The sequence below is a fragment of the Methylocystis sp. H4A genome (genome assembly GCF_015709545.1).
In the GTDB taxonomy this organism is placed as follows: Bacteria; Pseudomonadota; Alphaproteobacteria; order Rhizobiales; family Beijerinckiaceae; genus Methylocystis; species Methylocystis silviterrae.
The window spans coordinates 243,743-266,571 of the sequence record NZ_JADNQY010000028.1 but is presented as its reverse complement, the minus strand read 5'-3'; the positions used below and the strand labels follow the sequence as shown (position 1 = coordinate 266,571).

At 63.8% G+C, this 22,829-nt stretch carries 17 protein-coding genes; 6 read left to right on the top strand and 11 right to left on the bottom strand.

Annotated elements, in window-relative coordinates; all coding sequences use genetic code 11:
* Nucleotides 1-2 precede the first annotated feature (2 nt).
* The gene (locus tag IYW40_RS17940) at nucleotides 3-1,172 is read right to left on the bottom strand and encodes an efflux RND transporter periplasmic adaptor subunit (RefSeq protein WP_196401635.1); all 1,170 of its coding nucleotides are present in this window, start codon (nucleotides 1,170-1,172) and stop codon (nucleotides 3-5) included.
* 304 nt (nucleotides 1,173-1,476) lie between these two features.
* On the opposite strand from IYW40_RS17940, the gene pepN reads away from it, so the two are divergent.
* Together pepN and IYW40_RS17930 are read left to right on the top strand one after the other, a co-directional pair.
* Nucleotides 1,477-4,113, top strand: coding sequence for an aminopeptidase N (pepN, locus tag IYW40_RS17935; RefSeq protein ID WP_196401634.1), 2,637 nt, complete (start codon nucleotides 1,477-1,479; stop codon nucleotides 4,111-4,113).
* A 135-nt stretch (nucleotides 4,114-4,248) separates the two neighbouring features.
* Nucleotides 4,249-6,687 (top strand): PAS domain-containing sensor histidine kinase, encoded by a 2,439-nt coding sequence (locus IYW40_RS17930; RefSeq protein WP_196401633.1) that lies wholly within the window; start codon nucleotides 4,249-4,251, stop codon nucleotides 6,685-6,687.
* On the opposite strand, the gene IYW40_RS17925 is transcribed toward IYW40_RS17930, so the two are convergent.
* The 9 genes from IYW40_RS17925 to IYW40_RS17885 all read right to left on the bottom strand — a co-directional run bounded on the left by IYW40_RS17925 (nucleotide 6,579) and on the right by IYW40_RS17885 (nucleotide 17,723).
* Entirely contained in the window at nucleotides 6,579-7,991 is a 1,413-nt protein-coding gene (locus IYW40_RS17925; RefSeq protein ID WP_196401632.1) for a HAMP domain-containing sensor histidine kinase, read from the bottom strand. The genes IYW40_RS17930 and IYW40_RS17925 overlap by 109 nt on opposite strands.
* Nucleotides 7,975-8,658 (bottom strand): response regulator transcription factor, encoded by a 684-nt coding sequence (locus IYW40_RS17920; RefSeq protein ID WP_196401631.1) that lies wholly within the window; start codon nucleotides 8,656-8,658, stop codon nucleotides 7,975-7,977. The genes IYW40_RS17925 and IYW40_RS17920 overlap by 17 nt, the downstream gene beginning before the upstream one ends.
* A 175-nt stretch (nucleotides 8,659-8,833) precedes the next feature.
* Nucleotides 8,834-10,351 (bottom strand): Do family serine endopeptidase, encoded by a 1,518-nt coding sequence (locus tag IYW40_RS17915; RefSeq protein WP_348644306.1) that lies wholly within the window; start codon nucleotides 10,349-10,351, stop codon nucleotides 8,834-8,836.
* Nucleotides 10,352-10,570: 219 nt separating this feature from the next.
* Nucleotides 10,571-11,575 carry a magnesium/cobalt transporter CorA gene (gene corA / locus IYW40_RS17910; RefSeq protein ID WP_196401630.1) on the bottom strand — a complete coding sequence of 335 codons (1,005 nt, stop codon included), beginning with the start codon at nucleotides 11,573-11,575 and terminating at the stop codon, nucleotides 10,571-10,573.
* 16 nt (nucleotides 11,576-11,591) lie between these two features.
* A complete protein-coding gene (grpE, locus tag IYW40_RS17905; RefSeq protein ID WP_196401629.1) occupies nucleotides 11,592-12,188 on the bottom strand; it encodes a nucleotide exchange factor GrpE in 597 nt (198 codons plus the stop codon).
* 56 nt (nucleotides 12,189-12,244) lie between these two features.
* On the bottom strand, nucleotides 12,245-15,055 hold the full coding sequence (locus tag IYW40_RS17900) for a [protein-PII] uridylyltransferase (RefSeq protein WP_196401628.1): 2,811 nt from the start codon (nucleotides 15,053-15,055) through the stop codon (nucleotides 12,245-12,247).
* Nucleotides 15,052-16,029: a glutathione synthase gene (gshB, locus tag IYW40_RS17895; RefSeq protein ID WP_196401627.1), complete on the bottom strand. Its 978-nt coding sequence runs from the start codon at nucleotides 16,027-16,029 to the stop codon at nucleotides 15,052-15,054. The genes IYW40_RS17900 and gshB overlap by 4 nt, the downstream gene beginning before the upstream one ends.
* A gap of 254 nt (nucleotides 16,030-16,283) precedes the next feature.
* Nucleotides 16,284-17,123, bottom strand: a complete 840-nt coding sequence (cysE, locus tag IYW40_RS17890; RefSeq protein WP_196402208.1) for a serine O-acetyltransferase — start codon at nucleotides 17,121-17,123, stop codon at nucleotides 16,284-16,286.
* A 3-nt stretch (nucleotides 17,124-17,126) separates the two neighbouring features.
* Nucleotides 17,127-17,723 carry a LemA family protein gene (locus IYW40_RS17885; RefSeq protein WP_196401626.1) on the bottom strand — a complete coding sequence of 199 codons (597 nt, stop codon included), beginning with the start codon at nucleotides 17,721-17,723 and terminating at the stop codon, nucleotides 17,127-17,129.
* Nucleotides 17,724-17,859: 136 nt separating this feature from the next.
* Here IYW40_RS17885 and IYW40_RS17880 point away from each other — a divergent pair, with 136 nt between their 5' ends.
* Nucleotides 17,860-18,282: a SufE family protein gene (locus IYW40_RS17880; protein WP_196401625.1), complete on the top strand. Its 423-nt coding sequence runs from the start codon at nucleotides 17,860-17,862 to the stop codon at nucleotides 18,280-18,282.
* A gap of 184 nt (nucleotides 18,283-18,466) precedes the next feature.
* Complete coding sequence (locus IYW40_RS17875; RefSeq protein ID WP_196401624.1) at nucleotides 18,467-20,989, top strand: tetratricopeptide repeat protein; 2,523 nt, start codon at nucleotides 18,467-18,469, stop codon at nucleotides 20,987-20,989.
* A gap of 208 nt (nucleotides 20,990-21,197) precedes the next feature.
* On the opposite strand, the gene IYW40_RS17870 is transcribed toward IYW40_RS17875, so the two are convergent.
* On the bottom strand, nucleotides 21,198-21,533 hold the full coding sequence (locus IYW40_RS17870) for a GIY-YIG nuclease family protein (protein WP_196401623.1): 336 nt from the start codon (nucleotides 21,531-21,533) through the stop codon (nucleotides 21,198-21,200).
* A 112-nt stretch (nucleotides 21,534-21,645) separates the two neighbouring features.
* On the opposite strand from IYW40_RS17870, the gene IYW40_RS17865 reads away from it, so the two are divergent.
* Nucleotides 21,646-22,305 (top strand): DUF2239 family protein, encoded by a 660-nt coding sequence (locus IYW40_RS17865; RefSeq protein ID WP_196401622.1) that lies wholly within the window; start codon nucleotides 21,646-21,648, stop codon nucleotides 22,303-22,305.
* On the top strand, nucleotides 22,289-22,726 hold the full coding sequence (locus tag IYW40_RS17860; RefSeq protein WP_196401621.1) for a DUF1330 domain-containing protein: 438 nt from the start codon (nucleotides 22,289-22,291) through the stop codon (nucleotides 22,724-22,726). Before IYW40_RS17865 ends, IYW40_RS17860 begins: the two co-directional genes overlap by 17 nt.
* Nucleotides 22,727-22,829: the final 103 nt, after the last annotated feature.

The following is a 22,829-nucleotide window of genomic DNA, read 5'->3' as shown; positions in this document are numbered from 1 at the left end:
TGTCACCTTTCGGCCTCGGCGAGTTCCGCCAGCAAGGTCAGCAGGCCGCGGGTCGCAACGCGCTCGCCTGCCTTAAGCGCGCCCTGGACGGACGCGGATTGCGGCGTCTCGGAAAGTAGCGTCACCGGGGTCGCGACAAAGCCTTCCGGCGAGCGCACGAACACCCAATTGTGATTTTTGAAGTTCACCAGAGCGTCCGAGGAAACCCGCCACTGGGAAGCGTCGCTGCCCTTAAGGCGCAGGATCGCCTGAACCGCTTGGCCAGGGCGCAGCGGACTCGATCCAGTCCGAAACTCGGCGACGGCCGTGACCGACTGCGTCGCCGCGTCCACGGTGCGGCCGATGCGAATAAGTCTGCCGTCAATGCCCGCCAAGGGCAAATGCACGCGGTCGACGTTGTCGAGGGCTGCGGTGCGGCCAAGGGGCACTTGCAGATTGACCCAAATGGGGTCGAGCCGCGCAATGGTGATGAGCGGCGCCGACGCCTGCACGCGTTCGCCCGTCGTTCCGTGTCGCTGCAGCACGGTCCCGGCGACCGGCGCGCGCACGACAAGCGAGCTTGCGAGCTTGCGCTCGCGCTTCAGCGTCTCGATCTCCTTATCCGTCATGCCGGCCAGTGACAGAATTTGCCCGCGCTCATCCAGCGCCGAACGCGCCTGAGTCGCCTCGGCGCGCGTGACGATCAATCGCCGCTCGGCGATGATGTGCTCCTTGAACAACTGCTCGTCGCGCCGCAGCTTCTCGGCCGCGAGATTCGCCTCCGAGACAGCGTGCAGGAAGGCGCGCTGGGCCTCGATGAGCTCCGACGACTTCAGTGTCGCAATCGGCGCGCCTTGTTTGACATCCTCGTCGATTGCGACGAGCAGAGTCTCGACTAGACCGGCGGCGGGGGCCGCCACGATGAGGAGCTGCTGCGGCGGCACGGCGACGACGCCCGGCACGACGAGTTCGCCCATGCCCGACTCCCGCTCGATGGGCTGAGTCTCGACGCCGGCGACGCGCATCTGATCTTCGCTGATTTTGACGAGGATCGGCTGCAGGTTCTGTGTCTCGGCGGGCGCGCCTTGCGCTGTTGGAGCGCTGAAGGTCAGAAGGCCGCCGAGAATGAAAAAGCCCGAGAGAATGCAAAGGCCAAAGAAAGGAGCAAGCGCCCGCCGCATGTGAGTGATCATGAACCTTCGCTTTACAGGCCGTCCGCCTGCCTTCCGCTGTCGAGGGCAGCGGGACGCGTTCCAAAGGCGAAGCGGCGCACGCTAAAGTGACGCGCGCAACAGCGGCCGCCGCATTCCTACGGCGCCGCGATGGCGCTCATCTTGCCCGGACGCGGCGACAGGCTCAAGGCAATTCGGCCGCTCGCCGGAGATTTTCCAAAAAAAACAGGCCGTGCGCTTCCGTATTCGTCGGCTCTGGACGTCGCAAACGACGGCTACCGTTCTATAATCACCGCAGAAACGTGGCCCTAGCCCTGAGGAAGATATGCGTCATCCTTCGACCGCCGCCATTCGGCTCGCCGATTACCGTCCTGCCGATTTCGCGATCGATTCTGTCGAACTCGATTTCAGCCTGCATCCGACCAAGACCCGCGTCTCCGCGCGACTGGCGCTGCGCCGCAATCCAGCGGGGGATTCTTCTGCGCCCCTCGTGCTCGACGGCGACGAGTTGATGCTGCTGGGCGTGAAGCTCGACGGCCGGACGCTCGGGCCCGGCGAATATGAAGCGACGCAGGATCGCCTTACTCTCGCCAATGTTCCTGACGCGCCTTTCACGCTGGACATCGACACGGAGCTCAATCCGAGCGGCAATACGCAGCTTTCCGGACTCTATCGCTCCGGCTCGGCCTATTGCACGCAGTGCGAGGCGGAAGGTTTTCGCCGCATCACCTATTTCCTAGACCGACCCGACGTGCTCAGCATCTATACGACGCGCATCGAAGCCGAGAAAAGCGAAGCGCCGATCCTGCTGTCGAACGGCAATCCGGTCGAGCATGGCGATGTCGCAGGATCCAATCGCCACTATGCCCTCTGGCGCGATCCGTTCCCAAAGCCCTCTTATCTGTTCGCGCTCGTGGGCGGCGATTTGGGCGTTGTGCGCGACGCATTCACGACAATGTCGGACCGTGGCGTCGAACTGGCCATCTACGTCGAACATGGCAAGGAATCGCGCGCGGCCTATGCGATGGACGCGCTGAAGCGCTCGATGCGCTGGGACGAAGAGAAATTCGGCCGCGAATATGATCTCGACGTGTTCAACATCGTCGCCGTTTCCGACTTCAACATGGGCGCGATGGAGAACAAGGGCCTCAACATCTTCAACGACAAATATGTGCTCGCCTCACCCGACACCGCGACCGACGGCGATTACGCCGGCATCGAAGGAGTCATCGCGCACGAATACTTCCACAATTGGACGGGCAATCGCATCACCTGCCGCGACTGGTTCCAGCTTTGCCTCAAGGAAGGGCTGACGGTTTTCCGCGACCAGGAATTTTCGGCTGACATGCGTTCGCGCGCGGTGGAACGCATCGGCGACGTGCGCGGCCTGCGCCTCGCGCAATTTCCCGAAGACGCAGGTCCGCTCGCGCATCCCGTGCGTCCGGACGTCTATCAGGAAATCAACAATTTCTACACATCGACCGTTTACGAGAAAGGCGCTGAAATCATCCGCATGCTGCGGACGCTGATCGGCGACGACAACTTCCGCCGCGGCATGGATCTTTATTTCGAACGCTTCGACGGGACGGCCGCGACGATCGAAGATTTCCTGTCCTGCTTCGCCGCCGCGTCCGGCCGCGACCTGACGCATTTTGCGCTTTGGTACAGTCAGGCGGGGACGCCCGTCGTGACGACGTCAGGCGACTACGATCCCGCCGCCCAGACGTTTGCCTTGAAGCTGAGTCAGCAAACGCCCCCAACGCCGGGTCAAAGCGACAAGAAGCCGGTTGTGATCCCGCTGGCGCTCGCGCTCTTTGGCGAGAACGGGCAAAAGCTCGATCTCGTCAGCGAAGACGCGGCGCCGACTGAACTTGCCCGTGGTTTGATCGAACTCGACCGCGCCGAGCGCGTCATCCGGTTCCGCGAGATTCCCTCACGGCCCGTAGTCTCGCTGCTGCGCGGCTTTTCCGCGCCTGTGCGCCTCGAGCCGGCGCCGGCAAGCGAGGATCTCGAACGTCTGCTCGCCTGTGACGACGATCCGTTCAATCGCTGGCAGGCGTCGCAAAGCCTCGCCCTGCGGGCGATCTTCGGTCGGCTCGAAACCGGCGCATTGGACGCCCGGGGACTGAGCGAAGCGCTGCGACTGCTGCTCGCCAAGGCGGAGGACGATCCGGCGTTGGTCGCACAGGCGTTGTCGCTGCCGTCGGACATCGACCTTGCGCGCGAAAAGGGGAATGACGTCGACCCGGATCAGCTCTTCGAGGCGCGCATGGCGTTGCGCGCGGAGATCGGCAGGTCGCTCGGCTCAGAGCTCGACGCGATCCACGCGCGCTTTTCCGCCGCTGGCGCCTTTACGCCCGACGCCGCGAGCGCGGGACGCCGCGCGTTGCGCAACGTGACGCTGGATCTCCTGGCCGCGGGCGATGCTGAAAAAGGCCGATCGCTGGCCACGGCGCAGTTCGAAACCGCCGGGAATATGACCGACAAGCTCGCCGCGCTCGCCACATTGGCGCTTCTCGGCGGCCATGCGCGCGAGGAAGCCTTCGCCCGATTCTACGCGCAATATGCCGGAGACGCGCTCGTCATCGACAAATGGTTCTCGCTGCAGGCGATGATTCCGGAAGCGGCGACCACACAGCGCGTATTGGGTCTGATGACGCATCGGGAATTTTCGATGAGCAACCCCAACCGCGTACGCGCGTTGATCGGCGCCTTCGCGAACGGCAATCTCACGCGCTTTCATGCGCTCGACGGGTCAGGATACGATTTGCTGACAACCGTGGTTCTCGAAGTCGATACTAAGAATCCCCAGGTGTCCGCCCGGCTGCTCTCGGCGCTGCGGTCCTGGCGCACGATGGAGTCGCGGCGCCGCGATCTCATTGAAGCCCGGCTCAAGCATATCGTCGCGCAGGAAAATATCTCGGCGGACCTGCGGGATATCGCCACGCGGGCGCTTGGCTGAGGCGCTTGACTGAGGCGCCCAAAAAAGAGTCATTAACGTCGCGTTAAGATCTGGACAATCGCGCGTCGAGAGATTCGAATGAAGGTGATTCGCTCGTAAGTCGCGTTCGCATCACATTCATTTTGGAGACCATCGATGGCGCGCGCTCCCGCTGCCCGCGTGAAGACTCACGCCCATACCGTATGGGGAGCGTACCGGTTCGATGAGAACGGCGCAAAGCGGCCGAAGGACTTCTCCTGGCTGCGCCCTTTGGCGTTCGCCGCCTGCGCGGTTTGCCTCGTCGCTCTCGCCGCCTTTGTCGTGTCGCTGACCAGCGCGATGCAGGATCGACTGGTCGAGCAGGCCATCGACGATCTCGACCTTTTCGTGCGCGCCGTGTCGCAGGACCTGCGCGATAAAATCAAGACCGACGCGCAAAAGCCGTTTGGCGCGCCGCTCAATCAGCTCGTGCCGCAAGGCGCTCTCGCGCGAGGACGACGCATTCTGGTGACGGACGAGCGCGGCCGCGTCGCCGCCGCCTTTCCGCCGATTCCTTCGAAAGACCTCACGCTGTCGCAAGCCATCGGCGCCGAAGATGCGCTCGTCGACTTCGCCGACAACGCCGGCGTCTTGCGCGTCACTTTGCCCGATGGCGTTCCGGCGCTTGTGAGCGTCAGGAAGCTGCCGACGCCCTTCGGCCAGGTGGCGATGATTTATCCCGTCGACAATGTGCTCGGCGAGTGGCGCGTGATCGCGTCCCGTTATGCGCTGCTGTTCGCCTGCACCACGCTGCTGCTGCTCGTCATCGTCCTCGCCTATTTCCGCCAGAGTTGGCGTCGTCAGGAAGTCGAACGCGCCAACACGCTGATCCGCAGGCGCCTCGAGGCGGCGCTTTCGCGCGGCCGGTGTGGCCTTTGGGAATGGGACATTGCGCGCGGCCGGATCTACTGGTCGGACTCCATGTATGAAATGTTGGGGCTGCCGGCCGAGCGGCGTTCGCTCTCCTATGCCGAATTGAGCGCGCTGCTGCATCCCGACGATGGCGACTTCCAGTCGATGGCCGACATGGTCGCGAGCGCACGAACGAATAGCGTCGATCACGAGTTTCGGCTGAAGAACGCCGCCGGCGAATGGATATGGCTGCGCGCGCGAGCGCAGATTGTCGAAGATAGTCGGGAAGCCGGCAAACATCTTATTGGAATCGCCATCGACGTTTCGGAGCAACGCGCGCTCGCCGAACAAACGGAGATGGCCAATTTGCGCCTGCGCGACGCGATCGACGCGATTTCCGAAGCCTTCGTGCTGTGGGACTCCAAAAACCGTCTCGTGACCTGCAATTCGAAATTTCTCTCGTTGCATGGCCTTTCGCTGGAAGCCGCATCCGCCGGAGCGAACTATCGGCAGATCATGAGCTGCGCCATCGCGCCGTTGATCCGCACCCAGGTCGCCTCGCCCGACGGACCTTCGCCAGACGCCCGCACCTACGAGGCGCAGCTCATCGACGGGCGCTGGCTTCAGATCAACGAGCGCCGCACCAAGGATGGCGGCTATGTTTCCGTGGGCGCCGACATTACGGCGCTCAAGCGCAACGAGGAGAAGCTGCGTGAATCGGAGCGCCGCCTCACCGCGAGCGTCGCCGATCTGACCCGCTCGCGACAGACGCTGGAGATGCAGGCGCAGCAGCTCGCGATTCTCGCCGAGCAGTATCATCACCAAAAGGCCGAGGCGGAAGCCGCCTATGTGGCGAAATCGGAATTCCTCGCCAATATGAGCCACGAGTTGCGCACGCCGCTCAACGCCATCATCGGCTTTTCGGAAATGATGGAGGCGGAGCCTTTCGGCGCGCTCGGTTCGCCAAAATATCTCGAATATTGCTGCGGCATACGCCAGGGCGGCAATTACCTCAACGAAGTGCTGTCCGACATTCTCGACATGTCGCGTCTCGAAGCGGGCCTCATCCGCCTTGCCGAACGGGAGATCAACGTCGCCGAGGCGCTGCGCAAAGCCGTCGGAGCCTGGCGCGGGCGCGCCGAAGTAAAGAACATCGAGCTTGTCGCCGACGCCCGCGAAAACCTGCGTTGCGTCGGAGACGAAGCGGCGATCGTCAAGACGCTGAGCATCTTTTTGTCCAACGCTGTCAAATTCAGCGAATTCGGACGCGTGGTGCGGGTGCGCGCGCGAGCCCACGGCGGCGCGATCGACGTCTATGTCGAGGATTCAGGACGCGGCATCGACCCGCGCGCCATCCCCAAGCTCGGCAAGCCGTTCGAACAATGCGCCGATCTGATGGAAAACGGCATGCGCGGATCCGGGCTCGGCCTCGCCATCGCCCGCGCCCTCATCGAGCTGCATGGCGGCGCGCTGCGCGTCCGCTCCCGTCTTGGAGAAGGCACGGTCGTCATGATGCGCTTGCCGGCGGCCTCGGCGACGGTGACGCCATTGAAGGCGCGCGCCGTCGAAGCGAGCGGGACCACGAAGATTGCGCCTTATGCGCGCTCCATCCGCGCCGTGGGACCGACAGTTGTACGCATTGCAGGCAGCGACAGCGCCACGCGCAATCCAGGCGCATTATCTTCTATCCGCAACGCGCCGTGATGCATCCGCGCAACCGCCGCCGCGAGCGACAAGCCGAGACCTGAACCCGGCCGCGAACGGGAATTCTCAAGCCGCACGAAACGTCCCACCACGCGCTCGCGATCCGATGGCGCAATGCCGGGTCCGCGATCCGCGACGACGATTTCCACACGATCGCCGACGCGCCGCGCCTCGATGGCGATGCGCGGCTCATCGCCTGTCCCGCCATATTTCAGCGCGTTGTCGACGAGATTCACGAGCGCCTGCCCGAGCAGTTCGCGGCTGCCGGTGATCGCAAGTCCGTCCTGCGCCGCGACATCGAGGCGGACGCCCTGCTCTTCGGCGACGGGCTCATACATCTCGGCGATGTCGCGCACGACGGCGTCGGCGTCGAAGCTCGCCATGTTGTCGCTAGAATAGCCGGCCTCCGCGCGCGCGATCATCAACAAGGCGTTGAACACGCGGATAAGGTTGTCCGATTCTTCGATCACGGCGGCCAGCGCCGCACGATGCTCGCTGTCCTCGGCGTCCGCGCGCAGCGCCGCCTCGGCCCGGTTGCGCAATCGGGTCAAGGGCGTCTTGAGGTCATGCGCGATATTATCGGAAACTTCGCGTAAACCCGCCATCAGCTCGCTGATGCGCTCGAGCATAGCGTTGAAGTTTTCGGCCAACCGGTCAAGTTCGTCGCCGGCGCCAGAGATGGCGAGTCGCTCGTGCATATCGCCCGCCATGATGCGGCGCGCCGAGCCCGACATCACGTCGACGCGCTCCAGCATGCGATACGAAACGAACAGGCCGCCTAGCGCGCCGACGAGCGCGAGCCAGAATAGCGACACGCCGAGCGCGCGGCGCAATATGCCGCGAAGCACTTCATGATCTTCGATGTCATGGCCGATAAGCAGGCGAAAGCCGCCGGGAAGAAGGAACAGCCGCAGCAAGGCCGGATGCTTGACGCCCGGCTCGCCGCGTCGCTCATAGGTCGTCTCGACGAGTTCCGTGCCGCCGGAGGGCGTGAAATTCGGCGACTCGATATTGCCGACGATGACGTCTCCGGCATGACTCGAGAGCAGATAGAGCGAACCGCCGGGCGCGCGCACGCGGCGCTCCACCGCATTGACGAGCTGGCGCAGGCCGCCCTGCGCATATTGTTCGGACAGCGCCCGGATTTCAGCGTCGACGGTCTGCTCGATCTGCTCATCGAGCACTTCCTTGACGCGTGCGCCGACGCGCGCGAGCACGAGTCCCGCGCCAATCGAGAACAGCACGAGATAGGCGATCGACAGTTTGAACGCTGTCGTGCGGAAAAGCTTACCGAGCGCCGTCACGGATCATATACCCAGTCCCGCGGATCGTGTGCAGAAGCGGGTTCTCGCGGCCTTTGTCAATTTTTGAGCGTAAACGGGAAATATGCACGTCGATGACATTGGTCTGCGGATCGAAATGATAATCCCAGACATTTTCGAGCAACATGGTGCGGGTCACCACCTGGCCGGCATGTTTCATCAGATATTCCAGCAGCCGGAACTCGCGCGGCTGAAGCACCACCTCCTGGCTGCCGACCGTCACCTTGTGCGACAACCGATCGAGCTCCAGATCGCCGACACGATATTGGGTTTCTTCGCCTTTTGGCCCGACGCGGCGGCGCGCCAGCGCCTCGACCCGCGCCAGCAGCTCCGAAAAGGCGTAGGGTTTTGGCAGATAGTCGTCGCCGCCGGCGCGCAAACCCTTCACGCGGTCGTCGACCTGGCCGAGCGCGGAGAGAATGAGCGTCGGCGTTTGAACGCCTTGCTCGCGCAAGCCCGAGATCAGCGACAGCCCGTCCATCTTGGGCAGCATCCTGTCGACGATCAGCACGTCGTAATCGCCTTCGCTGGCGCGTCCATAGCCCGCGAGACCATCGGCGGCGTGTTCAGCGACATGGCCTTGTTCGCGGAACGCCTTGACGAGGTATTCGCTCGCTTCGCTGTCGTCTTCAATGATCAGAATGCGCATGTTTCACTATAGCTGAGATTGCAAAAAAACGGCAGGCCGGCGCATTGCGCGCCAGCCTGCCCCGCGTTCGGGCGCCAGGAGGGGACTGGCTCTGCCCGACGCTCTTCGTTGCGGAGACCGGCTGCGGGCGGGTGCAGTGACGACGGCCTCAACGCAAGAAGTTCCTCAAGCCGCCTTAGCCGGCGCCGCCTTTCACCGGAACAGCGATGAACTTCGCGCCATCCGCAGATTTCACACGCAGCAGCACCGAACGCCGTCCCTCCTTGCGCGCCGCCTCGAGTGCGGAGGCGAGGTCGCCACGGGAGTTCACCGGCTGCCCGGCGGCCTCGATAATCACGTCGCCCCTGCGCAATCCCTTTTGCGCGGCGGCGCCGGAGGGATCGAGATCCGTCACGAACAGCCCTTCCCGGCCTGCGCCGCGCACCTCGGCCGCCGGGGCGACCTCGAGCCCAAGGCCGGACAGTTCCGGCCCCCGCTCCGAGAAGCCTTCATCATCGGCGCGCGCTTCCCGTTCGTCGGGAAGGACGCCGAGTTTCAGCTTCACCGTCTTTTCGGCGCCCGAGCGCAGAAAAGTGATGTCCGCCGTCTTGCCCGGGCCAAGGGTCGCGATGCGGCGCGCGAGATCGCGCGACGTGTCGATCTTCTCGCCGTTGACGGCGACGATGACGTCGCCGGACTTCAGGCCGGCCTCTTCCGCCGGAGCGCCCCGCTGCGGCTGCGCGATCAGCGCGCCTTTCGCGGACTTCAGCCCCATGCTGTCGGCGATTTCCGGCGTAATGTTCTGAATCTTGACGCCGATCCAGCCACGCGACACGGAGCCTTTTTCCTTGAGCGCCGCGACCACGTCCTTGGCCACCTCGGCCGGAATGGCGAAGCCGATGCCGATCGAACCGCCCGAAGGCGAATAGATCGCCGTATTGACGCCGATCACATTGCCGCGCGAATCGAACGCCGGACCGCCGGAATTGCCGCGATTGACCGGCGCGTCGATCTGCAGGAAGTCGTCGTAAGGGCCGGCGCCGATGTCGCGCCCGCGCGCCGAAACGATGCCGGCGGTGACTGAACCTCCAAGACCGAAGGGGTTTCCGACCGCGATCACCCAGTCGCCGACCCGCGGCGCTGCGGAGCCCCAGTCGACATAGGGCAGCTTGGCGCCGTCGCTGATCTTGAGCAGCGCCAGGTCGGTGCGCTTATCCGTGCCGACAACCTTGGCGGGCAGCGTTCTTCCGTCGTCGAGCGCAACGTCGACTTCGCTGGCATGATCCACAACGTGGTTATTGGTGACGACATAGCCGTCCGGGCTGATGATGAAGCCAGAGCCCTGCGACATCGTCATGTGTTTTTGCGGACGCCCTCCCTGACCTTCGCCGAAGCGCTTGAAAAAGCGATACATCGGGTCGTCGGGCGACACGTCCGGCATCTCGAAGATGCCGCCGCCGTGCTGATCATCGACAGCCTTGACCTTGATGGCGACGACGGCGGGCTTGACGCGCTCGACGACGTCCGCAAAGGAGGCGGGTCCGGCGGCGGTGACAGATCCTGAAAGCGGCGCTTCGGCGTAAGCCGGCGCCAGCGGCGCCGGACCGATCGCAGCGCTAAGCGCGAACGCCGCCGCAGCGCCCATCAGCGCCAGACGGGACGCGCGCCGCGGCGCTTCTGCGGCGCGGGCGCGAGGATTGTTTGCGATAGGCATTTTTCGAAAATCTCCATCTTGAACGACGCCGCGTGGAGGAGAAGCGCAACGTCGCCGCAAGATGGAACATGGAGATTGCCGCTTTGCCGGCCAATGGCGGCGGGATGAAACTTTCGTAAGGCGCTAGGTCCCACGGAAACGGTCGCAGGCGAACGCGCCTGAGACACGCGGGGCGTGAGAGCATTGCTGACACGCCTGCGCCGTGATGGCGCGCGGCGCTCACAGCCAGCCGGCGCGGCGCAGACGATAGTACAGATAGCCGCAGATACTCACCGTCATGCCGAGGACGACGTAATAGCCATACTTCCAGTCGAGTTCGGGCATGTGACGGAAGTTCATGCCGTAGATGCCGGCGATGGCGGTGGGCACCGCCAGAATCGCGGCCCAGGCGGCAAGCCGGCGCGAAATGTCGGTTTGCTGGATCTGCGCATTCATCAGGCTCGACTCGAAAGCGAAGGCGAGCGTCTCACGCATCGTGTCGATGCGTTCCTGGACGCGGCGCAGATGGTCGCGAACGTCGCGAAAATGCGGCCGCATTTCCCGGTCGATGGCGACGACGTCGCTGCGCTCCAAGCGACGGCAGACGTCCGAAAGCGGCGTCACGGCGTTGCGCAGATGCAAGAGGTCGCGCCGCAAACTATAGAGCTGCTCGATTTCCGGCTTGCCCATCGTCGTCGCGAGAACATGATCCTCGATGTCCTCGACCTGATCGTTGATCGCGTCGAGCACCGGAAAGTAGTTGTCCACGATGAAATCGAGAATGGCGTAGACAATGAAGTCTTCGCCCTCCGTGAGGCGTTCCGCGCGCGCCTCGCAGCGTTCTCGCACATGCGCATACGAGCTCGATGCGCCATGGCGCACGCTCACGACATAGCCGGCGCCAATAAAAATATGCGTCTCGCCGAAGGCGATGTGGCCGTCGACCATCTGCGCGGTGCGCGCGACGATGAAAACGCTGTCTTCATATTCTTCGAGCTTGGGAAACTGATGCGCCTTGAAGGCGTCCTCGATCGCGAGATGATGCAACGCGAACTGTTCGCCGACGCGCTCCAGCAGCTTTTGTGACGGCTCGTGGAGTCCGATCCAGACGACATAGCCTTCGCGCTTGGTCCACTCTCCGGCCTCATCGATCTCGATATCGGCGATCTTACGTCCGCCGTGATAGACCGCCGCTGCGACGACCCCGGCTTCCTTAGGCTTTGTCGCGGTCGCTCGCTCGTCCATGCGCGTCCTCGACCGGTCAGGACGGCTTTGATCCGCCGCGCGCTACGCCGACTTTTGCAGGTCGCAACACGCGTTCGCCGATCATGTAGCCTTGCTCAACGACCTGAGCCACCGTGCCTGCGGGTTGCGTCTCGTCGGGAATTTCGAACAGCGCTTCATGCTGATTGGGATCAAAGCGCGCGCCTTTGGCGTCGATCTTCCTGACGCCGAAGCGCGCGAGCCGCGCGAGGAAATCGCGCTCCATCACGTCGACCCCCTCAAGCAGCGACGCGACCGCCGGCTCGGCGCGCGCCTCCTCGGGCACGCTCTCGATGGCGCGGCGTAGATTATCGGCGAACGACAGCATCTCCCGCGCGAAATTCGCCACGCCATAAGTCTTCGCGTCGGCGATCTCGCGCTCGGCGCGACGGCGCACATTCTCGACTTCGGCGAGCGCGCGCAGGAGCTTGTCCTTTAAGCCCGCATTTTCCGCATATAAATTTTCGAGCTCGGTGAACGGCTCCGGCTGCGCAATGTCGGATTCCGCCGACGGCTGAGACAAGGACGAGGGCTCTGCAGCCGCCCCCTTCTCCTTTGCGTCAGCCTTCTTGTCCGCCTTCGTTGGATCGCTCATGCTGTCACCATCACTCTTTCGTAAAGGCTTCGATATCTGCGCGCGAAACGTCAAAATCAAGTCGCGGCGGCGGCGGGCGTCCTGGCCCCGCGCACGCCCACGCCGCGAAACACATCCAAAAGCTGGCGCTTGATTGTCGCCTGCCGCTGGGGAGAGGCGATCTTCGCTCCCGTCAAATCCGTGACATAGAAGGCGTCAACGGCGCGCTCGCCAAAGGTGACGATATGCGCCGAGGCGATATTGAGATTGAGCCGCGAAATCGCGTTGGTGAGTTCGAACAGCAGCCCCTCGCGGTCGAGTCCCGAGACCTCGATGACCGTATAGACGTTCGACAGGCTGTTATCGACAACGACCTCAGGCGCGACAGAGAAAGCATCGGTCGGCAGATGGGCTTTCGCGCGCGCCCGCAGCTCTTCGGACACGACGACCTCGCCGCGCAGCGCCCTGGCGATGAGGCCGGCGATGCGCCCGGCGCGGCGCATCTCGTCTTCGTCAAAATCAAAGGCGCGCGAGAAGAAGATCGTGTCGAGCGCGAGGCCATCCGCAGTGGTGAAAATATGCGCGTCGACGATATTCGCGCCGCCTGCCGCGCAGCCGCCGGCGATGATCGACAGCAGACGCGGGTTGTCGGGCGCGACGACGGTCAGCTCCACGGCGCCTCGCGTCCTGTCGAGTTCGACCGCGGTTGCAAGCGGCGCCGATGCGCCGTTCATCTGGCGAAGCAGCTCCGCGTGACGCAGCTTGCGGGCGACGTCAACCTTGAGCCAATAGGCCGGATAGTGACGCTTGGCGTAGGCGTCGAACGCCTCGTCGCTCCACTCCGGAAGCGCCGCGCGCAGCTCGGCTTTCGCGGCGGCGACGCGACTCTTGCGATCAACCGCCGAATGGCCGCCGCCGAGCACAACCTCGGTCTCCCAATAGAGCACGCGCAGCAGCTGCGCCTTCCAGGCGTCGAGCACGCCGGGCCCGACCGCGTTGATGTCGCAGACGGTGAGAACGAACAGCATCTTCAGCCGCTCCATCGTCTGAACGATAGCGGCGAAATTTTCGATGGTGACGCGGTCGGAGAGATCGCGGCTCTGCGCGAAGCTCGACATGGTGAGATGATGCTCGACGAGCCAGGCCACGGACTCGGTCTCGCCGGGGGTGAAGCCCAGACGCGGACACAGGCTGCGCGCCACCTCCATGCCGGCGCGGGAGTGATCCTCCTTTCGCCCCTTGGCGATATCGTGCAGGAACAGGCCCAGATAAAGCACCTTGCGGTTGACGATCGTCGGCAGGATTTCGTCAACCAGCTGCTGATGCTCCGGCATGCGTCCGGCTTCGAGATCAGACAATCCGCCGACCGCGCGCAGCAGATGCTCGTCGACGGTGTAATGATGATACATATTGAATTGCATCATCGCGACGATCTTGCCGAAATCCGGAATGAAACGCCCTAGCACGCCGGTCTCATTCATCCGGCGCAGCGTGATTTCGGTCATGTTGCGCGAGAGCAGGATTTCGAGAAACAGCCGATTGGCTTCCTTGTTCGCGCGCAGATTGGCGTCGATCAGACGCAGCGACAGAGTCACCGCGCGCAGAGCGTCGGGATGCAGCGGCAGGCCGTGATGATCCGCCATCCAGAACAGCCGGATGATGTTGACAGGATCGCGCTTGAACACATCGGCGTCGACGATGCTGATGCGGTCGTGATCGACGATGAAGTCGCCTTGCGGGGCGCGGCTGCGCCGGCGCCGAAACGGCTGCAGGAAGCGCTCGAAGATGGCGCGCGGCTTCGCCTGCTTTTCTTCAAGCGCCGCGCAGACGATCGCGGTGAGATCGCCGACTTCCTTGGCGACGAGAAAATAGTGCTTCATGAAGCGCTCGACCGGCGACAGTCCGCTGCGGTCGTGATAGCCAAGACGCTTGGCGATCGTCGTTTGCACGTCGAAGGCGAGCCGCTCCTCGGCGCGTCCCGTCGCGAAATGCAGATGACAGCGCACGCGCCACAAAAACTCCTCGCAGCGCTCGAACAGGCTCAGCTCCGCCGCGGTGAAGAGGCCGGCGGCGACGAGTTCCTTCGCCTCACGGACGCGATAGACATATTTGGCGATCCAGAACAGCGTGTTGAGATCGCGCAGGCCGCCCTTGCCTTCCTTCACATTGGGTTCGACGAGATAGCGCGAAGCGCCGGCGCGGATCACGCGCGCGTCGCGTTCGGCGAGCTTGGCGGAGACGAATTCGCGCGTATCCGAACGGGCGACCTCGCGATCGAAGCTCTCGCGGAACTCGCTGAACAGCTCGGCGTTGCCGAGAATGAAACGCGCTTCGAGAAGCGTGGTTCGAATGGTCATGTCGGCGCGGGCCTGACGCATGCACTCGGCGACGGAGCGCGTGGCATGGCCGACCTTCTGACGTAGATCCCAAAGAATATACAGGATCGCCTCGATGACGCTTTCGCCCCACGGAGTCTGTTTGTAAGGGACGAGAAACAGCAGATCGATGTCGGAGCCCGGCGCGAGCGTCCCGCGTCCATAGCCGCCAACCGCGATAATGGCGAGACGCTCGGCAAACGTCGGATTGTCGACGACGTAAACGTAGCGCACAACATAGTCATAGATGGCGCCGATCAGCTCGTCTTCGAGCCCTGAAATCAATCTCGCGCACGCCAGTCCCGAGCCGCGCGCCTCAAGCCGGGCGCGCGCAATCTCGCGTCCTTCCGCCAAAGCCGAGCGAAACAATTCGACGATCGCCGTGCGTCGCGCATGGCCGCGCTCCCTCTTGCAGATCGCCGCGATGGCCGGCGCGAGCGCCTGCCGCAGACCGCGAAACTGCTCGTTGGGATCAAGGCCGGCGAAAACGCTGAGCGGCGCCACTTCGTTCATGGAGTCAATTCCGGCGATCGGCCCGATGCGCGCAGGGCGCGCAGACGCGCCTCGATGGCGTCGAAGAGCGGCGGCGCGAGATCCGGCCCGCCGATGCGTTTTAGCGCGCGGAGCCCCGTCGGCGAGGTCACGTTGATCTCGGTAAGCCAGCCATCGATCACGTCGATGCCGACGAAAACCAATCCGCGCCGTTTCAGCTCCGGCCCGAGCCTCGCGCAGATTTCCTGCTCTCGCTTGTCGAGTTCGGTAGCCGCCGGCGCGCCGCCGCGCACCATATTCGAGCGTATGTCGTCATCGGCCGGAATCCGGTTGATCGCGCCCATCGCCTCGCCGTCAATGAGAAGGATACGCTTGTCGCCCTTCACGATCTCCGGCAGGAAGCGCTGCACGACCCAGGGTTCACGGAAAGTCGTCGCGAACATATCGAACAGCGAACCGAAGTTCGGATCGCGCGGCGCGACCTTGAACACCGCGGCGCCGCCATGGCCGTAGAGCGGCTTCATGACGATCTCGCCATGCTTGACGCGAAAGCGCTCCATCGCCGCGCGGTCGCGCGTGATCAGCGTCGGCGGCATCAGATCGGCGAACTCCATCACGAAGATTTTTTCCGGCGCGTTGCGCACATGCGCGGGGTCGTTGACGACGAGAGTCCGCGGCGCGAGCCGCTCCAGAAAATGCGTGGAGGTAATATAGGCGAGATCGAACGGCGGGTCCTGACGCAGCAGCACGACGTCCATGGCGCCGAGTTCAAGGTCCGTCGCCTCGCCGAGCGCGTAATAGCGCGAAGGATCGTCGAAAACGTCGATGCGATGCGCGCGCGCCGTCAGCCGGTCACCTTCAAGCGACAGTTGATCCGGCGTGTAGAACCATAGGCGATGGCCCCTGCGCTTCGCCTCCAGCATCAGCGCGAAGGTCGAATCCCCAGCAAAATTAATGCGTTCCAAGGGGTCCATCTGGACCGCAATCTCGAGCATTGATCCCCCTGCCCCGGCCGCCGCCGCCCTGCGCCGGCCCTTGGGAACGGCGCCGCCGCCCGGCGACACATAGCAGGAGAACCGTGGCCCTGCGCAACCCTCAATCGCCCAGGCGCCAGGGCGATCGGGGTGGGGTTCCTCATCCTGAGGAGCGTGCGCAGCACGCGTCTCGAAGGGCGAGGAAGCCCGTTTTCGCGTATTTTTCCTCACCCGATTCCCCTGGCCCCGGCCCTCAGCGGACGCGGCGGCGCGGGTCAGATGACGTAATCGAAAGAATCATAGGCGAGGCCGCGGAGGATCTGGTCCATATCGCGCGCCGGCTCCATACGCGATTCGGTCCCGACCACCTTCGCCGGAACGCCGGCGACGATGGAATTCGGCGGAACCGACTGCAGCACCACCGAGCCCGCGGCGATCCGCGAACAGGCGCCGATCTCGATATTGCCGAGAATTTTGGCGCCCGCGCCGATCATGACGCCGCGCCTGACCTTCGGATGACGGTCGCCCGCGACCTTGCCCGTGCCGCCCAGCGTCACATTATGCAGAATCGAGACGTCGTCGTCGACGACCGCCGTCTCGCCGACGACAAAACCGGCGCCATGATCGAGGAACAGCCCTTTTCCGAAGCGCGCGGCCGGATGAATGTCCGCCGCCAGCGCGTCGGAGGCGCGGCTTTGGATATAGAAAGCGAAGTCGTGGCGCCGCGCGCGCCACAGCGCATGCGCCAGCCGCGCCGACTGGATCGCGTGAAAGCCCTTGAAATAGAGCAGCGGCTCGATCATCCGCCCGCAGGCGGGATCACGCTCGACATAGGCGGCGAGATCGGCGCGGAAGGCTGTAGCGATCGCCGCGTCGTCGCGCACCGCCTGCAGGAAGGCGTCGGCGATCGGCTCGGCGTCCACGGCTGACGCGCCGAGTCTCGCGGCGATGCGATGCACCACCGCCTCTTCAAGCGACGCGCGATTGAGAATCGCGCCGAGCATCAGCGGCGTCAGCGACGGGTCGAGACGCAGCGCCTCCTCGGCTTCGCGGCGCATATGCGCCCACATCGCCTCCAGCGCGATCAGGTCTTCTGTCGGCGCGTCGGCGCTCATCATTTAGAACTTCACTTCCGGCGGCGATTGCGCGGCGCCGGCCGCGGAGAATTCCGCCATCGGCTTCGTGCCGGCGAAGAAGGTCTTCGCCCAGAGAAGCGTCGGAAAGGTGCGCAGCGACGTGTTGAATTCCCGCACCGCGTCGATGTAGTCGCGCCGCGCGACATTGATGCGGTTCTCGGTGCCTTCGAGCTGCGACTGCAGGGCGAGGAAGTTCTGGTTGGATTTCAGATCCGGATAGGCTTCGCTCACCGCGATCAGCCGGCCGAGCGCGCCCGTCAACTGATTTTGCGCCTCCTGGAACTGCTTCATTTTTTCAGGATCGGTCAGCGAACCCGCGTCAATCTTGACCGACGTCGCCTTGGCGCGGGCCTCCACGACGGAGGTGAGCACGTCCTTCTCCTGCCTGGCGTAGCCCTTCACGGTCTCCACGAGATTTGGGATGAGATCGGCGCGGCGCTGATATTGCGACTGCACGTCCGACCATTTCGCCTTGGCGTTTTCTTCGAGCGTCGGAATCGTATTGTAGCCACAGCCTGCAAGGCCCAGGCTAAAAAAAATCGCGGCGGCGACGGCGCGCCAGCGGGAAAAGTCGCTCATATAAATCTCCGTGAGAGCGGCGCGGCGCGCCAGCGATCATCGCGCGGAATGTAAGGCGTGGCCCTCGCCAAGGAAAGGGCGCGGCTTAGCGCCGAAATGAGGTAGAATGCGCCTTCGCCGGAGGGATGCGGAGCAAATGCAGATCGACGAGATCATTGGCAATTTCGAACTTCTCGATGAGTGGGAGGATCGCTACCGCTATCTCATCGAGCTTGGGCGCACGCTCGAGCCGCTGCCGAAAGAGGCCTATACGGACGCGAACAAGGTGCGCGGCTGCGCCAGCCAGGTGTGGCTCGAAACGACGCCGACGCGCGACGCCGACGGACGCACCGCGCTCGCGTTTCGCGGCGACAGCGACGCGCATATCGTGCGCGGCCTCGTCGCGCTCGTGCTGGCGCTCTATTCGGGGCGGCCGGCGCAGGAGATCGTCGAAACCGACGCGGCGCCGCTCTTTAAGGAGCTTGGCCTCGCCGAACATTTGACGCCGCAGCGCGCCAACGGCCTGCGCTCGATGGTCGAGCGAATTAAGAGGGAAGCCAGAGAGGCCATGGCGGCGTAGGGCTATGATTCTACGCGTCTTGCCCGGCCTTGAGCCTGGCATCCACGGTTGCGCCCCCGTTTAGCGTGAATGGCCGGACAAGCCCGCCATGACGGGCCGGCCTCGCGCCGCAGACTTCGCTCGCGCGACGGCTCCGCTCATGTTACGCCTGTCGAATATTTGAGAAGATCCGCTGGGGCATTTTATGGGACGTCAGTCGGCGATCGACGCCAAAGAAAGATATTTCCGTCGGATTTTTTTTGATGGCGCGGAGGCGATCGCAGTTCATGCCGCGCTCTGGGCGATCTTCGCCTGTCTCACCCCGATCAAGGCCGATGCTGCGCCACGCGCTTCGCATATACGTCATGCGCAATCGGCGGAGCATGTCGCGAAGCGTGGATCTTTGTCGCCGTCCGATAACAAACGGCTGGAAGCTTTGGTTCGCGAAGCGGAGGCTCTATTCAAGCAGGGAGAAAAATTTGGCGATAACGCCGCGCTTGTCGCCGCCATCGAGCGCTGGAAAAAAATTCTCGATTTACGGCCGCTCGATCGGGCGATGGCGCAACACAATCTCGCCAACGCGCTTCGTGTGCTCGGAGAGCGTGAGAGCGGAACGACGACCCTGCAACAGGCTGTGGCGGTCATCCGCGCGGCGCTAAAGGAATTAAGTCGCGAGCGGGTTCCACTCCAATGGGCAATGACCCAAAACAATCTCGGTAATGCGCTTCTTGCGCTTGGAGAGCGCGAGAAGGGGCCGGCGATGTTGCAACAAGCCATATTGGCTTACCGCGACGCGCTCAAGGAGTGGACACGTAAGCGAACTCCGCTCCAATGGGCTTTGACCCAGAACAATCTCGGCAATGCGCTTCGTTCGCTAGGGGAGCGCGAGAGTGGGACGGCGACGCTGCAACAGGCCGTCGCCGCTTACCGCGACAGCCTCAAGGAGTGGACGCGCGCGCGGGGTCCACTCGAATGGGCGGGTATGCACAACAATCTCGGCAATGCGCTTGACGCGCTGGGGCGCCGCGAGGGTGGATCGGCGACGCTGCAACAAGCCGCGGGGGCTTACCGTCAAGCGCTCAAAGAATATACGCGCGAGCGAGTCCCGCTCCAATGGGCGCTTGTGCAGAACAATCTCGGAAATGCGCTTACGGAACTCGGAGAGCGCGAGAGCGGAACGGCGACGCTGCAACAGGCAGTGGCGGCTTTGCGCGAGGCTCTTAAGGAATTTACGCGTGAGCGGGATCCGCTCAAATGGGCGATGACTCAGAATAATCTCGGCAACGCGCTGCGTTCGCTGGGGGAGCGCGAGAGCGGGACGGCGACGCTGCAACAGGCCGTCGCCGCTTACCGCGAGGCTCTTAAGGAATTTACGCTCGATCGGGTTCCGCTCCAATGGGCGACTGCGCAAAACAATCTCGGTAATGCGCTTCGTGCGCTCGGCGAGCGCGAGAGCGGGAGCGCGACGCTGCAACAGGCAGTGGCGACTTTGCGCGAGGCGCAGAAGGAATGGACGCGTGAGCGAGTTCCGCTCCAATGGGCAGGCACGCAGAACAATCTCGGCAATGCGCTTCGGGCGCTCGGCGAGCGAGAAGGCGGGACGGCGACCCTGCAACAAGCCGTAACGGCTCACCGCGAAGCGCTCAACGAAGGGACGCGCGAGCGGGCTCCGCTAGATTGGGCGGCCACGCAGAACAATCTCGGTCTTGTGCTTACGAGACTAGGCGAACGCGAGAGCGAGCCGGCGACGCTGAGACAGGCAGCGGCGGCTTTCCAGGAGGCGCTCCTCGAAAGGACGCGCGAGCGGGTTCCATTCGATTGGGCGATGACCCAGAACAATCTCGGCCTTGTGCTTTTGAAACTAGGCGAGCGCGATAGCGATCCGGCTACCCTGCGACGGGCCGCGGAAGCCTTCCGTGAGGCGCTCAAGGAATGGACGCGCGAGCGGGTTCCACTCCGATGGGCGACGACTCAGAACAATCTCGGCCTTGCGCTTATGCGGCTCGGGGGGCGCGAGAGCGGGATGGCGACGCTGCAAGAAGCGGTGGCGGCTTTCCGCGAGGCCCTCAAGGAAAGCACGCGCGAGCGTGTTCCCCTCGATTGGGCGACGACACAGAACAATCTGGGGAGTGCGCTAGCGACGCTCGGTGAGCGCGAGAGCGGTTGGGCGACGCTGCAAGAAGCGGTGGCGGCTTTCCGCGAGGCGCTCAAGGAAAGAACGCGCGAGCGTGTTCCACTCGATTGGGCGACGACACAGAACAATCTCGGCGGTGCGCTGGCGCGGCTTGGGGAGCGCCAGAGGGGAACGTCGGCTCTGCAAGAGGCCATAGCGGCCTTCCGCGAGGCGCTCAAGGAAAGGACGCGCGAGCGCGTTCCGCTCGATTGGGCGATGACGCAGAACAATTTGGGGGGTGCGCTAGCGAGGCTCGGCCAACGCGAAAGCGGGACAGCGACTCTGGAACAGGCCGTAGCGGCCTTCCGGGAGGCGCTCATGGAAAGGACGCGCGAGCGCGTTCCGCTCGATTGGGCGATGACGCAGAACAATCTGGGACTTGCGCTGGCGGCGCTCGGTGAACGCGAGAGCGGGACAAAGACGCTGCAACATGCTGTTGTGGCCTATCGAGCGGCGCTTGAGGAATGGACGCCCGAAGCTGCTTCCTACCAGCACGAATTAGCGCAGCGAAATCTCAATCGCGCGCAGATGTTAATAACGCGACGAAGAAGATAGCATTCGCGTACAAATCGAGATTGCTGCACTGGCGCGATCCGCGCTCGACGGTTGAGCGCATCCGAGGGAAGCGCGCGAGGCGATGGCGGCGTAGGCCCCCACCCCAACCCTCCCCCGCTTCGCGGGAGAGGGAGTCAGACGCTGCGCTTCGTCGACGCCGCGCTTTCCCGACAGCTCAAATGCGCTCGACCACAAAAAGCAGCCATCTTCAGATCGGCTCGGCGTGCAGAGTTTCGCACCAATGGTCCCGCCGATCTCTCAGAGCGCGCTCACGCCCATAGACAAGCTTCTCGACATCCACCCGTTCAACAATCTCGAATGTGAAGCTTGCGGCGCCATGTTCTCGCCAGGCGGTCTGCAGTGAGCGATGTGGGTCGACGCCCTGGCGAAGCGTGAACGACAGGCGGTTCCAGATCGTGGCGAGATCCGGCGCGCTGCCCGCCCATTGCTGGCCGGTCGTCGCGCAGCGCACGACATAGACGCCGGCGATCGCCTTGCGTTCCTTGTAGGCGGCGACGGCCGCTTTCCTATCCTCCGGCTTCAAGATCCACCCTCCAATTTGGCTACGGCCAGGCCGCTCGCGCTATTTATACCCGGATGATATTTACAAAAGCAAAATTACCCGGGTAATATACGGCTGCTTTAGAGAGTCCTTCATGCCGAAATTTCTGTCCAAGCCTTGCACCGCTTTCCAGGGAACGCGCCGAATAGCTGCGGGCCCGCTGATCGATGTCGCGCGGGCTGTAAAGGCGGCGATGGACGCCAATCCCAATTGCTCCTTTCTCACTTTTGACGATGCGACCGGCGCTGTGGTGGACCTCGATCTGCGAGGCGAGACAGCGGAAATCGTGGCGCGCTTGGCGCAACGCGCCAACGTGGGAGATCGTGTGAGGCGAGCGCCTCGCCGCCCTGACGTCAGCGATGGGACGCCGGAGCGCGGTCGCGGCCGGCCGAAATTGGGCGTTGTCGCCCGGGAAGTGACATTGCTTCCGCGGCACTGGGATTGGCTGGCCACGCAATCCGGCGGCGCCTCGCAAGCGTTGCGCAGGCTGGTGGATGAGGCGCGGCGCATGGATGGCGGCCGGAGCCAGGTCCGCGCCGCGCAGGCCGCGACCTACGCCTTCATCTCGGCGATGGCCGGCGACCTTGCGGGATTCGAGGAGGCGACGCGCGCCTTGTTCGCTGGGGATCCTAAGCGGTTCGCCGAACATAGCCGTGCTTGGCCGCCGGATATCCGGTCCTACGCCGAAACCCTCATGACCACTGGACTCGCCACGCCGCAACAGGGAGAGCGGGCCGATGCAGACCTACCTTGAACCAACTCAAAAGGCAGGGCGCGCGCTCTTTATGCGCGGCATTCAAGGCGAGGTCGTCATGCTCAACCTGCTGCGCTTGCGCCAGGAGGCGGACTATGCCGCTAACCCCGAATTGGCCCCCGCGCAGCCGATCAGCGGCGCCGAGGCCTATGATCGCTACATCGCCCATACCCTGCCATATCTGACCCAGAGCGGCGGAGCGCTCCTCTTCCTTGGTGAAGGCGGCCCGTTCCTGATCGGCCCCGAGGGCGAGCGATGGGACCGCGCGATGCTCGTGAAGCAGAGCTCCGTGCAGGCCTTCATGGCCTTCGCCGGCCACGACGCCTATCTCGCCGGCCTCGGACACCGGACGGCCGCGGTCGAGGATTCGCGATTGCTGCCGCTGGTCCAATATCCGCTTCCAGACGTTGATCGAACATGACAGCAAGCACGAACGCCGCCGTCGTCGATGAACTCATCTGGCGGCGGCTACCCACCCTCCCCTTGAGGGGGAGGGTCGGACTGCGAAGCAGTCCGGGGTGGGG